Here is a 16618-nt window from a genome sequence, read left to right as displayed (position 1 = left end):
TTTTATACGCAGCAAGGGCAATCAGGGATGCTCCAGCAGTAAACGGTGCTGCAATTACAGCAGCCACCGAAGCAATGGTATCAATCACATCCCCATTATCGTTCATGAACTTAGCAGCAGTTTTAGCGTTGATGAGACCACCAGTCGCAACAGAGACAACTCCACCCACTGCATTGGCAAATCCATTGCCGTTCAGTGCCTCTCCCTCTGCTTTGATCTCGTTATATTTTTCCTTCATCTTAAGGATTGGATAGAACTGGTTGAAGTGGTGACTTCCGAACGCTCCTCCCACGGTAGGTCCTACCAAATAACCCGAGTTCTTCGCAGATTCCATCATGGCTTCTTTGCCTTTGTCATCAGCAGAGTTAAACTCAAACATCTTTTGAGGATCAGTGGTAAACTGCATCATGGCTGACTGGGCTGCTTGGGCTACTTTTGCCATGGCTTTTGGATCAAGCATTGTAAAACCAACTTCACGGTTTTCTGACTTCTCGGGATCATATGTCAGTTTGAAGTCTGTTTGCATTTGGTTACGAGCCAGTCTCACCATTGTGGTCAATTCCCCACTCGCAGGACCATTTTTCCCTTGCAAAGATTGGTAATCGGTTAGGTCCCATTCCTTCCCATCGGAATCTTTGACGGTTGGTAATTTATCCGGTTTGATATATAAGAAAGAAGAAAAGGTTGGGAGTATTTGATAGGATGGATTTCCCATCTTATCTACAGCAGATCTTACATACCCAGGTCCCATCTTGATAAAGTTATCCTGCAATAATTGCATCGTTAACTGTTCATCAAGGGCTTTGTTTTGTTCGGCGATCGTTGCTTCAAAAGTAAGTGGTAACGACCATAACGAGTCCAATGTTTGGAGGACTGCCATTTGTTTACTGCGATCTTCCATCTCCTTTGTCATCGACTTCATCTTTTCTACATTAGATTCGTCGTATTTGGATTTTTGTAATTCATCCACAAAGAACTGAACATCAGTATACATCCCTTGTTCTAACATTCGATTGTCTAGAACTTGGGGTTTGCTATTCATGATCGTGTTTAGGATTTTGTTAGCATTGTTTTGGAGAAGGACTGTGTTGGGGACACTTCCCATATTGGCGATGGTTTTTTGGATCTCAGCATACACTTGATCGATTTCAAACTGGTCGCCTTTTCTTGCTTGGTTGAGGAGACTTACTTCCCAATCTGTTTTTTTCTTCAAAGCCTCTTCAATGCGTGCCATATGTTCGGCTAAGTTCAGAAGTCCCCACTCCTGCCAGCGGAACTTCCTGTTCCGACTGGCGAGCTTAGGCCATCCTTGGCCACGCCTCCGTGACGACCTCTTCACTTGGTTAAGAAAAGAATTGATAAATGTTTATTTGGGCGCCTCGAATTCGTTAGTCGATTTACATTTACTTCTGTAACGACCGCGCTATTCGCTTCAATCTTTCCGATCTGTTAGTTGAGTAGAATAATTTACTTTATGGAAAGGATTTCCGCTGCTATCGCTGGCGCAGGGAGTTGTTTTTTAAAGAAGTAGTCTGTTAGAAAAAAAATAAAAGAGGGTTTGAAGAACGATTACCTACTCTTCAATACTTGAAGAGTAGGTTCGCAAACCAATCTTGTCAAGGAAAAGGAAAGATCCTAAAAAAATTTATCTCGTTACGGATTTATGTACATTTCTCGTATTCTATTGTGTTATATATCTATATCAAGATTTTGTAATTAACTCTAGGGACATAATGACTCTATCTTTACTTTTACTTTATTACTATTTATTTATGAAACATAATCCTTAAAACCCAGGCTCAATCGCTTATAAAAGAATCCGCATCTCTTTGGACAAAGAAACGCCCATCCCCTCACCAATCCTCCACAAACCGAGAGATGGAAACTGCGACTTGGAATCCACTCCGGTGTTAGGTGGTCTCTACCACACCTACTCTTGGAAGAAAACCGCTTAAGAGAGTTACTCTCTTTTATATTTCGGTTTGTAATGATTGTTTACAAGCTTTGATTCAATAATCTCTTCTGTAAAAGAGAAGAATTCTTTATATCCTTGCGATCAACGGAACACTCATTTTTGGAACAAAGTCTTTGTGAATCACTAGAAATCGATGAATTCTGTTTATTTTTGTCTCAAGGATCGGCACCGTTTGCAACTAGCGTCTAACTTAACGAACATTTTGTCCGTTATTATAGTTTTGGCGAGGCTCATGTGAATCACTAGAAATCAATGACTTCCATTTGCTTTTTGTCTTCAAAATCGGTCGCGTTTGCATCCAGCGTCTAACTTAACGAACATTTTGTTCGCTACTATAGTTTTGGCGAGGCTCAACTAGAAATCGATGGCTTCCGATTGTATTTTGTCTTCAAAATCATTCCCGTTTGCATCTAGCGTCTAACTTAACGAACATTTTGTTCGCTATTATAGTTTTGGCGAGGCTCAGCATAATTTCTATTACAAACTTTTTTTTGGTTTTTGCGAGGCTTTAGGGTTCAGATCAGTAATCTTTAAAAGACCATCAGTGCCTCCAGTAACAACCTGATCGTTTTCCAGCATATAAAGTGGCATGTATATTTTTTGTTGAGTCGGTATAATTCTCTCCTGTTCGAGAGAATCCAGTGACCATAGAATGAGATCGCCGTTAAAATCCCCTGTAACCACATGCTTCCCATCACTCAAAAATTTAACCGCCGTGAATCCTCGTGTATGTCTTTTTTCAGAAAGAACTTTACCATCGGCAACACGCCAGACTTTAAGCCAGCCTGCTTTATCAGCTGAGACAATTAGTTTCCCATCCTTTGAAAATTCTAGACCGTTAATTAAACCTTTCAAACCTCCTTTTTGCCAAAGCAATTTACCGCCAGTTTTCCATACGGAAAGACCGTATTCTGGATTAAACAATCCACTTCCCCGGAAAATAACTCCAGAAGCAATATGATCGGATTGAGCATGCAATGCAACACCGTGAGATTCCTCAATTTCTCGTTGTTGCATCAAAGCAACTGGATAAATTTTACTTCCGTTCGACTTAACTCTGTATAGTAAAGGGCCTTGCCCAGATTGATCCAAAACAAGCAAATCATGGACAAATGCAATGCTATTAGCAAAAGATTTTGTTTTAAGCCTGCTTTTAATAGTAAAATCATTTAATGAAAGTATGCAAAGATTTTTTTTATTATCAACAAACGCTATCAATCCAAATGAGAAAGAAGCATATATCCCCTTATTTTCCGTGGAGATATTTTCTGACTCACCAGTGTTGAAATGCCAGATCAACAGTCCGCCATCTCTACTTCCGGCAAGCAATGTTTGTGAGTTAATAAGAGAAAGAGTGCTGATTCCATGCCAGTTCCACTTAAATTCGTTCAATGAATCATTATGACAGCAAAATATGAGCATCACAAGAATTAATATATATAACTTTTTTTTCATTTTCTCTGCAACTGATCCTTAATCCATGCTGAAACTTCGGCACCGCTCCTAAAGCGCCCATTGTCAATCGCTTTACCCATCCAATAACCTGCAAGAGAAAGTTTTAAATCCTGATAACTGTTGCCTTCTAAATTTCTATCAACAGAAATATTCTCTTCCAGATAATTCATCGCCCTGCGAAGATTCCCATTATCCTCATTCACCATTCTTACTGCATCTTTGAACTTCTGAACGTCTTCAGAACTAGTTGTAAAAACAGCACTTGTTCTATTCCAAAAAGTATCTGTGTCAGCGACTTGTTCATGGCTTATTATCGCCCGAATTGCTACATCATCACTAATACTTCTAGCAAGACCAACTGCAGTCAAAAAATGGCCAACTTGACGTCTACTGGATTCGTGTGGATCAGTAAAATCATCTGTAAAACCATTGTCTCCTGAGTTTATAGCAAATTCGAAACCAGGATTCAGACTCCCTAAAATAGTTCCTCGACCATCGCCTTGATTTGCCTTTAAAATATCTGTCAACTTATCCTTAAGATCCGTAGAATCACTAACTATTCTTGTTTCAAATAGGTCTTGTAAATATTGAGTATCTGCAATCGTCGGATTATTGTTTGACCCAACATTGTAAAGACTTTGTGCCTGAGCTTTTCGTTTTAGCTCTAAAGTTGCTTGATAGCAACTTGGATCTGCTCCACGACAAAGTTCTGCAACTTGAGAAAAAACATTACTAAATTCTTCCAATCCATACTTATCCGCATTATGAACCCAAACACCTGTTTCTCCTACGAAGTAAGTGTGATACTCATCCACCTCAAAGTTATAAACTGTCTCTGATCTTTCATCTATCTCGATGGATACTATACTTAACGTAGCACCATTCACAGACAAAGCTATGTCTCCAGAGATAAGATCCTTAGCTTGTTTCCACTTGGTGTTCTCTATGTTGAACTCTTTATCTCTAGCATCAGTCTTCATTACTCGGAACGGGTGGTTCCAAGTTGTCTCTAATATAGTTCCATCGGCAAAGGTAACTTTATAAATAGCGTCTGTTTGACGAACAAATGTATTGGCAACCTGTCTGTAACCTACTCCACCAGTTGCATCACTCTTAGACAATACCCAATCACCAACTTGGATTGTTTCTATTGCAACCTGTTCCTCATACTTTGCATTTGGTTCCAGCGTCGATGCTATTTTATAATATTCTTGCTTTAACTTCGTTACCTTAGTCCCTGCTACAAAACAAGTTCTTTGGTGGAAATTTCCTTTCTCATCAATATAACCACTTCCAAAACTAATTTCTTTACCAGCGATCGACCTGCCCACATCTTCAAAGAAGCCACCAATCACTCCAAAGCCACTTCGTGACTTCCCGGTATCCACAGTTCCAAACTTGTCGCTTGGGTGATTTAATTTACCGCCCTTATCCAGTTCCTTCACTTTAGCCTGGAACGCATCCGGATCGCCTGCTGCATCCGCTAACTCTTTGTTGTTCGGATTCGCTTCCAAGATGCCTTGCACATAACGCCCATGTGCATCAGCCATAGTCGCCGCTAGTTTTTTCTTCGCTTCCTCACTTAATTCTCCACCCATCGCTAACGCTTTAGCCTTTGCCATGTCTGCTAGGAAGTTCTCATTCCCGGTTAACACATTGTTTTCTAAGTCGTAATTTAGCGCGTTCGCTCCCAATGCATTGATAGATGCTGTAAATCCATGTGTCTTTGTATTATAACTTGCTCCACCGGTCACACCACCAATCGAAGGTGTTGACACACTAGCTGTCACTCCACGAGTTCAGAAGTCCTCACTCCTGTCAGCGTCCCGTCCGGGTCCGACTGGCGAGCTTAGGCCATCCTTGGCCACACCACCGTGACGACCTCTTCACTTGGTTAAGAAAAGAATTTATGAGTAAGGGTTTGGGCGCCTCGAATCTGTTAGTCGATTTACCTTTGATTCTAGAACCGACCGCGCTATTCGCTCCAATCTTTCCGATCTGTTAGTTGACTAAAATAATTCAGTTTATGGAAAGGATTTCCGCTACTATCGCTGGCGCGAGGGGGCTGGTTGGAGGATTCTTAACAGTTATTTGCAGATAGAACGCTTTAAAAAATAAACTAAACATAAAAAGTATTGACAATATAGCCAATTATTGGCTACACTAAGTCAGTGAAGTTTCTTGTCAGATTTAAAAATAAAAAAGTAAAGGAATCTGCTTCACTGATGCCAATACTAGAACAAAAGAAACTTTACAACTTAATTGATGATTTAGAAAAATTTGGACCAATCCAGAAGGGATGGAGAAATTATAGTCCGTTAGGAAAAAATAAATACCACTGCCATCTAACTTACAAATGGGTTGCGTGTTGGGAGTATATTGAAGAAATCTCTTCAGAAACGGGAAAATCTTTTACTACAATTAGAATTATAGAGGTATATTATGCAGGCAGTCGTGAAAACGCACCATATTAAAATCACCATTGAAGCTGAACATATTCCTACGAAACTCATGAATTTTTTAAAAAAAGAGTTTGGGAAAAGCCTTAAAGTTTCAAAAGATAATTTGGATGAAGAAGATACTCTAGAAGTTAAAAAAACTAAGTGGTATAAAGAAATCAAAAATCAAATTACTCCTGGTGATAACCTGAAAATTTATAGACTGAATAAAGGATTCTCTCAAGGGAAGCTTGCAAAACTTTTGGGCATATTACCTTCGAATATTTCAGAGATGGAACGTGGAAAACGAGGGATTAGCAAAGATATTGCAAAAAAACTTTCGGTAATACTAGAGACTAGGGTTGAAAAGTTCATTTAACTTATACAAAAACTTTGAAGCTTCCTCCCCATCCATCCGATTCCCAAAAGGATGGTCTCTCTTCTCCTCTGTATTTCCCTCCTTCTTAACACCTACTCCCTGCTAAATTCTAGATTCCTACTCTTAGAAATTGCCTTCCTCAAATCCCAACTCACTGCGTACAATAGAAAAAGGAAAATCTTCCATACAAAACCAAGGGAAAGAATGATCTTGGTTCTTATCTCCTATCTTCTCCCAAACTGGGAATCATCACTCATCCTTGTCACTCCAAACACTCTACTCAAATGGCGAGAAAAGAAATTCCAACTTTTCTGGAAACTTCTCTCTCGGAGAAAAATACCAGGTAGACCAAACATTCCTTGGGATCTTATCAAACTCATTCGAAGAATTGCCAAAGAAAACAGAATTTGGGGAGCCACCAAACTTCACGGGATTTTAATCAAACTAGGACTAGTTGTATCAGAAAGAACTGTCTCTCGGTACATTCCTAAAAGACCAACAGATCCTAGAAAAAGACTTTCTTGGAACCAGTTCTACAACCTGCATTCCGGTTCTCTCATAGTATCTGATTTGTTTAGTGTCATCTCGTATCGTTTAAGAGAGATCTACAAAGTGATCTTCTTTCTAGATATACAAACAAGACAAATCCTCCACTTTGACATTCATACAAAACCAACAACAAGTTGGGTAAGACGAGTCATCAAGTTTGCTTTTAGAAAAAAGGGATTGGAGAATACATCCTATCTGATTACAGATAACGATACTTTATTTGGAAAACGATTCACTCGGTATTTAGAGAGGCTTGGGATCAAACACAAAAAGACTACGGTTCGTTCTCCTTGGCAAAATGGGTATGCAGAACGGTTTGTCAAAACCTGTAGAAATGAATTTCTAGATCACTTCATCCCAATGAACGAATATCACTTGCAGGTGAAGCTAGAAGAGTTCATCCATTTCTACAACCACAACCGTACCCATCTTGCACTCAACAAAGAAACACCCATCCCCTCACCGATCCTTCACAAACCGAGAGATGGAAACTGCCACTTGGAATCCACTCCCATGTTAGGCGGTCTCTACCACACCTACTCTTGGAAGAAAACCGCTTAAGAGAGGTACTCTCTTTTATACTTTGGTTTATAACAATTGTTTGCAAGCTTTGTCTAAGTAATCTCTTATATAAAAGAGAAGAATTCGTTATGTCTTAGCGATCAACGGAACACTCATTTTGGGAACAAAGTCTTTGTGAATCACTAGAAATCGATGACTTCAGTTTGTTTTTTGTCTTCAATATCGGTTCTGTTTGCATTAAGCATCTAATTTAACGAAAATTTTGTTCGCTATTATAGTTTTAGCGAGACTCAGGACACTTCTCTCTCGAAGGAAAACACCAGGTAGACCAAACATCCCTTGGGATCTCATCAAACTCATTCGAAGAATTGCCAAAGAAAACAGAATTTGGGGAGCCACCAAACTTCACGGGATTTTAATCAAACTAGGACTAGTTGTATCAGAAAGAACTGTTTCTCGTTATATTCCCAAAAGACCAATAGATCCTAGAAAAAGACTTTCTTGGAACCAATTCTACAACCTGCATTCCAGTTCTCTCATGGTATCTGATTTGTTTAGTGTCATCTCGTATCATTTAAGAGAGATCTACAAAGTGATCTTCTTTCTAGACATTAAGACAAGACAAATTCTCCACTTTGACATTCATACAAAACCAACGACAAGTTGGGTGAGACGAGTCATCAAATTTGCTTTTAGAAAAAAGGGATTAGAAAACACCTCTTATCTGATTACAGATAACGATACTTTATTTGGAAAACGATTCACTCGGTATTTAGAGAGGCTTGGGATCAAACACAAAAAGACTACGGTTCGTTCGCCTTGGCAAAATGGGTATGCAGAACGATTTGTCAAAACCTGCAGAAATGAATTTCTAGATCACTTCATCCCAATGAACGAATATCACTTGCAGGTGAAGCTAGAAGAGTTCATCCATTTCTACAACCACAACCGTACCCACCTTGCACTCAATAAAGAAACACCCATCCCCTCTCCCATCCTCCACAAACCGCGAGACGGAAACTGCCACTTGGAATCAACTCCCGTATTAGGCGGACTCTACCACACCTACTTTTGGAAGAAAACCGCTTAAGAGAAATCACTCTCTTTTACACTTCGGTTTATAACCATTGTTTGCAAGCTTTGTCTAAGTAATCTTTTCCATAGAAGAGAAGGATTCCTTATATCCTAGCGATCAACGGAACACTCATTTTGGGAACAAAGTCTTTGTGAATCATTAGAAATCGATGACTTCCGTTTGTTTTTTGTCTTCAAAATCAGTTCCGTTTGTATCTAGCGTCTAACTTAACGAACATTTTGTTCGCTATTATAGTTTTGGCGAGGCTCAGGTCTATATCACACCTACTCCTGGAAGAAGACCGCTTAAGAGAGATAGATTCTCTTTTAGGCTTCATTTAGTTCATTTTGCAATCTTTGCTTAAGAATCTCTTCTATAGATGAGAAGGATTCCTTATATCTTCGTGATTTATGAATCACTGATTTTTAGAGTAAAGTCTTTGTTTGGAACAAGAATTCAATGACTTCCGTTTGGTTTTTGTCTCCAAAATCAATCTTATTTGCAACTAGCGTCCAACTTAACGAATATTTTGTTCGCTATTATAGTTTTGGCGAGCCTCAATAGTTTTGGTTTTGGCTCAGCTTAAATGCTTCTCAAATAACTCTCTAATAATTTTTGTAAATCTTCACTTGTATCTATATAATACCTATTATCCAAAGACTCGAACAAATCCTCTGTAGAAAATAATCGTGCTATTTTTTTTTCTAAGAGCTGCTTTCTAAACGTATCATCTGAAAATTTTTCGAAATTAGCAATTTTTAATGCATCTACTAATAAATCAGCTTTTTCTAAAGCACCAATTTTTTTGAGTGCGCTAACAGTTTCTGTTGCGAATTGCCCATATCCATTCACAAAGTATTGATTAAAACCTCCATTAAAAATTTGATTATGGAACACAACAATTAGGTAACAAATTCGCAATTGCATAGGGAGACCAATTACATATTCATACCATTTTGTATTTGGCTCTTTCAACCACTCTTCTTTAATACCTTCAACTGCTTCAGCATAATTTTTTTCTATTAATTCTGAATAACTCATATTTTTATTTGGCGAATGCTCCCGGATACATTGTTTTATTCATTTCTATTAATTTTTGTAAAGAGCTATTTGGAACATCCGAGTAAACACGCCTTAATTCAAAAATATCTCTTGATAACACTTCACGCGCATTTGTAAAACCTGATGTGTTCCTTGATAAGACACCTGTACCCTGAGTGTGTCCCATTTTTGGTACCAAAATTGAGGGAGCCGTACCTGAATTATAACCTGGAATAAACCTGCTCATTAGTGCTTTTTGTCCTACGTGATGAGCATCCAATCCTATTTCCACTCCTTTTAAGGTGTTATATGGACCTACTTCGAATACTCTACTCCCTCCCTTCGCAACTTCTTGTCCAGCTTTTACTTCCTGTTGCACTGCATTCGGATTCGATCTACCTAGATTTTGAAGTAATGAAGGAATTCTATTAATTGCATTCTGCCCTGCCAAAATTAGTGCCGGGCAAGCATACGTGCAGGCCAACGCCCCTGTAAGAAGCACTGCTTCTGCAGCTACAATTTTTATCTGTGCCTCATTGGCTTTTGTAATTTGTTTTGTTACTTTTTCCTTACAAGCCTGGTCTTTACACGCTTGCAACTGTAAAACATTTCCGTAGTGCATTGCAGCTCCATACCCAAAAGGATCATTATGCACCCAAACCCCTACTTCCCCTACGAAGTAGGTATGATACTCTTCCACCTCAAAGTTATAAACTGTCTCTACCCGCTCATCAATAATGATGTCGGTAATCACAAGTTCTTGTCCATCAGCACCAAGAGCCACATCCCCAGGATGTAAGTCTTTTGCCTGCACCCAAGTTGTGTTCTCTATAGAGAACGCCTCTAAAGCATGACCTTGTTTTTTCACACGGAACGGGTGGTTCCAAGTGGTTTCTAGTGTTGTTCCATCAGCAAGAGATACTTTGTAAATCGCATCGGTTGTTCTAATAAATGTATTCGCTACTCGCTTATAAGACGTCTCACCAGTCTCATCATTTTTAGACAAGACCCAATCACTCACCACGATACTTTCGATAGCTACTTGTTCTTCATACTTAGAATTTGGTTCTAGTTGATCAGCTACTACATAGTATTCTGGTTTTAGTTTTGTTACGAGCGTTCCAGCCACAAAACAAGTTCTTTGGTGGAATTTCCCTTTCTCATCAATATAACCACTTCCGAAGCTAGTCTCTTTACCTGTGATCGACCTGCCTATATCGTCAAAGAAGCCGGAGATCACTCCAAACCCACTTCGTGACTTTCCGGTATCTACAGTTCCAAACTCATCACTAGGATGATTTAGCTTACCATCCTTATCCAGTTCCTTCACTTTAGCTTGGAATGCTTCCGGATCTCCTGCTGCATCCGCCAACTCTTTGTTATTTGGATTTGCTTCTAAGATCCCTTGTGCATAACTTCCATAAGCCTTATCAATTGTCGCTACGAGTTTCTTCTTCGCTTCCTCACTTAACGAGTTCAGAAGTCCTCACTCCTGCCAGCGGAACTTCCTGTTCCGACTGGCGAGCTTTGGCCATCCATGGCCACGCCACCGTGACGACCTCTTCACTTGGTTAAGAAAAGGATTGGTTGGTGTTTGTTTGGGCGCCTCGAATCCGTTAGTTGATTAGAGTTCCATTGAATAACGACCGCGCTATTCGCTCCAATCTTTCCTTTGGAAAGGATTTCCGCTTCTATCGCTGGCGCTGGGATTGGGTTATATATTGTTGTTAAAGAACCTAGTTTTACCCTAACATCTCGAACTTCCCAGTCTCAAATGTTAAGGTTGCCTTATTTCTTATATTTTATCGGTTTTCTAACTCTATTTATTTTTCTTTTTTATAAGAGCTTTTCCTTTATGTTGTATTGTCTTCTTCTGTCTCATTAGAGCCAGTCGGTTTACTTTTTGTCTCCAAGCTCATTCTTATATGCAACCAGCGTCCAACTTAATGAACACTTTGTTCAAGATTATAGTTTTGGCGAGGCTCAAGTTATAAAAACTCTTTATTATTTTTTTGTAAACTGTTGTAATACTGTGAAAACCATTTTATTGAATCTATATCTCCATCTATAAATTTTTCCCAAATCAAATCATCTTCGATTGCTTTTGACGGAGCAATTCGAAAGCTCGATGGTAGGCTAATAAAAATCCAGTCTTGTTCAAGTTTAGGTGAAATAACTTTAAAATACTTTGCTTCAAAAAAAACAGGTTTATCATCCAAATCAGATGCTAATCTAAAATAAACCGAATTATCTAGATTGATGCATATTTCTAATACTATATATTTTTTCCCAAAAATTAGCCACTTATCCGAATTTATTTCGCAAGCAATTTTGGAATCAGGATCATTAATAAATTGCACCACCATAATTTCACTCCTTATGAGTTGGGTTCTGTCAATCCTTCTCCAGGCCTTGGAACCGATCCACCACTTTGATTAATAAAACGATCATTAATCTTTATTTTATAATCCACATTTGTATTTATGCTATTTGTCTTCAAATTCTTATAAAAATGCATTTCAACTTTTCCTGCTGGTGTTTCGTAAGGCTTGCTAGTAACCTTCCACCAATCATTAATGTTACTTCCATCTTGAGTTAATTCTTGAAATACTCTTTCGTTATTTTTAAAATCTGAAACCTTCTGTATCGGTTTTGCAGAATTGATAACTTGTTGGGTTGGATGGCCATTTTTCATCAAACCTTTCGACTCCAATGATAATTCAACTCTTAATCTAGCAGCATCAGTCGCACTTCTTGCAGCATAGCCTTGAGCTCGATAAGGGACCCGAATACCCTGTCCAGAACGGATATTTCGGAGATTGTTATTTTCATGATAACTCTGGTTATGCACCCAAACCCCAACGTCTCCCACAAAGTAGGTATGATACTCTTCCACCTCAAAGTTATAAACTGTCTCTACCCTTTCATCAATGGTGATGTCGGTAATCACGAGTTCTTGTCCATCGGCACGAAGAGCCAAATCCCCAGGATGTAAGTCTTTTGCCTGTATCCAAGTTGTGTTTTCTATGGAGAACTTCTCTAAGGCGTGACCTTGTTTTTTCACACGGAACGGGTGGTTCCAGGTGGTTTCTAGCGTTGTTCCGTCAACAAGAGATACTTTGTAAATCGCATCGGTTGTTCTAATAAATGTATTCGCTACTCGCTTATAACCCCTCTCACCAGTCTCATCATTTTTAGACAAGACCCAATCACTCACCACGATATTTTCGATAGCAACTTGTTCTTCATACTTAGAATTTGGTTCTAGTTGATCAGCGATTGTATAGTATTCTGGTTTTAGTTTTGTTACGAGCGTTCCAGCCACAAAACATGTTCTTTGATGGAATTTCCCTTTCTCATCAATATAACCACTTCCGAAGCTAGTCTCTTTACCTGTGATCGACCTGCCTATATCGTCAAAGAAGCCGGAGATCACTCCAAACCCACTTCGTGACTTTCCGGTATCTACAGTTCCAAACTCATCACTAGGGTGATTTAGCTTACCATCCTTATCCAGTTCTTTCACTTTATCCTGGAATGCTTCCGGATCTCCTGCTGCATCCGCCAACTCTTTGTTGTTCGGATTCGCTTCCAAGATCCCTTGTGCATAACTTCCATAAGCCTTATCAATGGTCGCTGCGAGTTTCTTCTTCGCTTCCTCACTTAACTCGCCACCCATCGCTAAGGCCTTAGCCTTGGCCATGTCTGCCAGGAAGTTCTCATTACCTGTTAAGACCTTGTTTTCTAAGTCGTAGTTTAACGCATTCGCTCCGAGCGCATTGATAGATGCTGTAAATCCGTGGGACTTCGTGTTATAACTTAATCCACCGGTTACTCCTGCCATCGATGGTGTAGTCACACTTGCTGTCACTCCACCAAACGCAGTGTTCGTAACATTAACACCTCCCTTAGGGACGTATTTATTTACGCTCTCTGAGAAGCCGACCGATTGACCAAACCCACTATTTTTATCATAACTCAATCCGACATCCAACGAGCCGGCATAATCTCCATTTCTATTCTGTGAGCCTGTTCCAATCCCTAAGCCAACATCCGCTCCCGTAAATCCTTTCTGATCAAAGCTCACACCAGCATTTAACGTAAGTCGATTGTCTCCAGTTAAACCCATTTGTAAGCCGACACTTCCTGAGAAACCGCTTTTCTCGTTATAAGATATACTACCGCCAAGAGCTATGCCTCCAGCTAGTTTATATCCCCCTCCCACACTCGCACCAAAGCCTTCATCGTAACTATAGCTCAAATCATAAGACAAGGCCCCGGCACTGAATGATTGAAGATATGCATTACCAACTGTCGCAGCTCCTGCAAGAGCACCAAGTGCCCCACCTTCAAAAGCTCCCTTCACCGATTTATACGCTGCAAGTGCAACTAGTGATGCACCTGCTGTAAACGGAGCAGCAATCACTGCGGCAACAGAGGCAACCGTATCGATCACATCACCGTTATCGTTCATGAACTTAGCTGCAGTTTTCGCGTTGATGAGTCCACCGGTCGCAACAGAGACCACTCCTCCCACGGCATTCGCAAAACCATTTCCGTTCAGCGCTTCACCTTCTGCCTTGATCTCGTTGTATTTTTCCTTCATCTTAAGGATGGGATAGAACTGGTTGAAGTGGTGACTTCCAAAAGCTCCACCTACAGTAGGTCCTACCAAATAACCTGAGTTCTTGGCTGATTCCATCATGGCTTCTTTGCCTTTATCATCAGCTGAGTTGAACTCGAACATCTTTTGAGGATCAGTCGTAAACTGCATCATCGCTGACTGCGCTGCTTGCGCTACTTTTGCCATCGCTTTAGGATCAAGCATTGTAAAGCCTATCTCGCGGTTCTCTGACTTCTCTGGGTCATACGTCAGTTTGAAGTCCGTTTCCATCTGGTTACGAGCCAGTCTCACCATTGTGGATAGCTCCCCACTGGATGGTGCATTTTTACCTTGTAGAGATTGGTAATCTGTCAGATCCCATTCCTTCCCATCGGAATCTTTGACGGTTGGCAACCTGTCTGGTTTGATATAGAGGAAAGAAGAAAAAGTAGGTAGAATCTGATAGGATGGATTTCCCATTTTGTCTACTGCTGACCTTACATACCCAGGTCCCATCTTGATAAAGTTATCTTGCAATAGTTGCATCGTTAGCTGTTCATCAAGGGCCTTGTTTTGTTCCGCAATTGTGGCTTCAAAGGTAAGTGGTAAAGACCAAAGGGAATCCAGTGTTTGAAGGACTGCCATTTGTTTACTGCGGTCCTCCATCTCCTTGGTCATCGACTTCATCTTTTCTACATTGGATTCGTCGTATTTGGATTTCTGAAGTTCATCCACAAAGAATTGAACATCAGTATACATCCCTTGTTCTAACATACGATTGTCTAGAACCTGAGGTTTGCTATTCATGATGGTGTTTAGAATTTTGTTCGCATTGTTTTGGAGAAGGACTGCGTTTGGAGCGCTACCCATATTGGCGATGGTTCTTTGGATCTCCGCATACACCTGATCAATCTCAAACTGGTCGCCTTTTCTTGCTTGATTGAGTAGGTTCACTTCCCATTCTGTTTTTTTCTTCAAAGCCTCTTCGATGCGAGCCATGTGTTCGGCTTTGCCTTTTTCGGTTTCTTCTTTGAAGTCACGTCTCCACTGGTCCCAAGACTGGTTAAACGATGTCAACATATCGTTAAAACGAGCCGAACCAGTCTCCATCAAATAGTTAACGTTTTCGATCCATTCTGTTTTTTTGGATTGGAAATCTTTTTCTTTATTGTCCCAAACTTTGAGTTGGTATTCACGCTGTTGGCTTTCGTTCAATGCATAGAGTTGGTCTGTTACGTTCCCTTGACCGTAGTAGTCCTCCACGAGCGTCTTATACATATCGTATTCAATATTTTTCCCTGTGCCACCAGTCACTTTGTTTAGGAGGTTAGAGTAAAAACGATCACGATCGTCTAAAATTTCTCGTTTGTCTGCTTTGACACCACGGACAATGGCTGCTTCTTGGACAGCGTAATACTCTTCTTTTTCGATTGTATATTGTGTTTTGGAAATAGAAGCAAGAGAGCCAACAAACTCATCAGCAGATGTCATAATGTTGACCAAACGACCATCATTCGCATAACCAACGTTAGAACTTGTAGAAGGAGAACCTGCGGTAATCACTCCTTCTCTTATAAATAAACCATAAGAATCTTTGACGGCTCTTTTTTGGATAATCGGATCTCCATTTTTCCCCACAAGGCGGTCAATGGACAATGGTTCTTTTCCACCTGTCCAATTAATAGTGCCATTTTTCAACTGACCACTAGCACCCGTTAGGAACGCCACATCACTATCTTCTAACCCGGTTTCAATATAACCTTTGGCTGGTCCGCCTTTTAGCATATCGATGAGTTGTTCTCCGGTGGAAATATCTGTGTAACGGTTGAGTTCTTCTTGGAGGTTTTTTAATGTATTGGCTTGTGATCTGGCAGTGTTAACAGTATTATCAATTGCAATTTTGCTATCGATCCAAGTTTTATTACGATTGATTGCTTCCATACCCGTCATCGGGTTTCCAAGGGACATAATGGCAAAAATTAACATTGCCCTGCCCATTACATTCCCAAGGGCATAATTCATTTTAGCTTCATATTCCCCATAGTTATAGGAAGTCATCCGGTGGTAGGCACTCTCCGGAGCAGCGTTAAAATCAAGTACCCAAACACCATCAAATGCTCGTTGTGCGGCAACGGATTGAGATCCGTTCCCATATGTATTTACGTATCCATAGATATTGATACTTGGGTGGACATAAGCAAGTCCTCCCGAATAAGCTGGCGGATTGACACTTCCCCGCCCTCCGTTGATAAAATCCCAACCACCTATTTTGTTCGTGGCAAGTCCATCGGCAATTTTATAGTATTCTCTGAGTCTAGTTTCTTGGCTTCTATATCCAGAATCATTAAAGTCCAAACGACCATCAAGAATCGCCGGATTTAAACCAGAACCCACTAAGGAACTCATAGTGCCTTCTAAATCAGCACGTGCAGAATTGATCTGCCTTTGGAGTTCTTGCATTTTGTCTTTGATTTTTGTCTCTGCAATGCTAAAACGCATAGCACGTTCTGCCCATTCTTCTGCTTCTGCTTTGTTTGCAGCAACGGCAGTGTCAGCTTGCAACTCACTCAACTTCATTCGG

Annotated in this window: 11 protein-coding genes; 4 read left to right on the top strand and 7 right to left on the bottom strand. The window is 40.2% G+C overall.

Going from position 1 to position 16618, the window contains the following annotated elements:
• From EHQ47_RS05040 to EHQ47_RS05030, 3 genes are all read right to left on the bottom strand, one after another.
• On the bottom strand, nt 1-1213 hold a 1213-nt coding region (locus tag EHQ47_RS05040; protein WP_167483263.1), incomplete at its 3' end, for a hypothetical protein.
• Nucleotides 1214-2452: 1239 nt separating this feature from the next.
• Nucleotides 2453-3430, bottom strand: a complete 978-nt coding sequence (locus tag EHQ47_RS05035; RefSeq protein ID WP_135776692.1) for a WD40 repeat domain-containing protein — start codon at nt 3428-3430, stop codon at nt 2453-2455.
• Nucleotides 3427-5208 carry a polymorphic toxin-type HINT domain-containing protein gene (locus EHQ47_RS05030; RefSeq protein WP_135776691.1) on the bottom strand — a complete coding sequence of 594 codons (1782 nt, stop codon included), beginning with the start codon at nt 5206-5208 and terminating at the stop codon, nt 3427-3429. The genes EHQ47_RS05035 and EHQ47_RS05030 overlap by 4 nt, the downstream gene beginning before the upstream one ends.
• 447 nt (nt 5209-5655) lie before the next feature.
• Here EHQ47_RS05030 and EHQ47_RS05025 point away from each other — a divergent pair, with 447 nt between their 5' ends.
• The 4 genes from EHQ47_RS05025 to EHQ47_RS05010 all read left to right on the top strand — a co-directional run bounded on the left by EHQ47_RS05025 (nt 5656) and on the right by EHQ47_RS05010 (nt 8408).
• Complete coding sequence (locus tag EHQ47_RS05025; RefSeq protein WP_100745197.1) at nt 5656-5904, top strand: hypothetical protein; 249 nt, start codon at nt 5656-5658, stop codon at nt 5902-5904.
• A 37-nt stretch (nt 5905-5941) separates the two neighbouring features.
• On the top strand, nt 5942-6247 hold the full coding sequence (locus tag EHQ47_RS05020; protein WP_100745200.1) for a helix-turn-helix domain-containing protein: 306 nt from the start codon (nt 5942-5944) through the stop codon (nt 6245-6247).
• Between the two features lie 51 nt (nt 6248-6298).
• Nucleotides 6299-7357 carry an integrase core domain-containing protein gene (locus EHQ47_RS05015; protein ID WP_135776690.1) on the top strand — a complete coding sequence of 353 codons (1059 nt, stop codon included), beginning with the start codon at nt 6299-6301 and terminating at the stop codon, nt 7355-7357.
• A gap of 223 nt (nt 7358-7580) precedes the next feature.
• On the top strand, nt 7581-8408 hold the full coding sequence (locus EHQ47_RS05010) for an integrase core domain-containing protein (protein ID WP_135776689.1): 828 nt from the start codon (nt 7581-7583) through the stop codon (nt 8406-8408).
• Between the two features lie 567 nt (nt 8409-8975).
• On the opposite strand, the gene EHQ47_RS05005 is transcribed toward EHQ47_RS05010, so the two are convergent.
• From EHQ47_RS05005 to EHQ47_RS04990, 4 genes are all read right to left on the bottom strand, one after another.
• Nucleotides 8976-9434, bottom strand: coding sequence for a DMP19 family protein (locus tag EHQ47_RS05005; protein ID WP_135776688.1), 459 nt, complete (start codon nt 9432-9434; stop codon nt 8976-8978).
• A 4-nt stretch (nt 9435-9438) separates the two neighbouring features.
• On the bottom strand, nt 9439-10806 hold the full coding sequence (locus tag EHQ47_RS05000; protein WP_135776687.1) for a polymorphic toxin-type HINT domain-containing protein: 1368 nt from the start codon (nt 10804-10806) through the stop codon (nt 9439-9441).
• A gap of 616 nt (nt 10807-11422) precedes the next feature.
• Complete coding sequence (locus EHQ47_RS04995; RefSeq protein ID WP_135776686.1) at nt 11423-11800, bottom strand: hypothetical protein; 378 nt, start codon at nt 11798-11800, stop codon at nt 11423-11425.
• Between the two features lie 11 nt (nt 11801-11811).
• Nucleotides 11812-16608: a polymorphic toxin-type HINT domain-containing protein gene (locus EHQ47_RS04990; protein WP_208727396.1), complete on the bottom strand. Its 4797-nt coding sequence runs from the start codon at nt 16606-16608 to the stop codon at nt 11812-11814.
• Between the last annotated feature and the right edge of the window lie 10 nt (nt 16609-16618).

The organism is Leptospira bourretii (assembly GCF_004770145.1).
GTDB classification, from domain to species: Bacteria; Spirochaetota; Leptospiria; order Leptospirales; family Leptospiraceae; genus Leptospira_A; species Leptospira_A bourretii.
The sequence above is the reverse complement of the archived record's forward strand: the minus strand, read 5'-3'. Positions and strand labels throughout refer to the sequence as shown.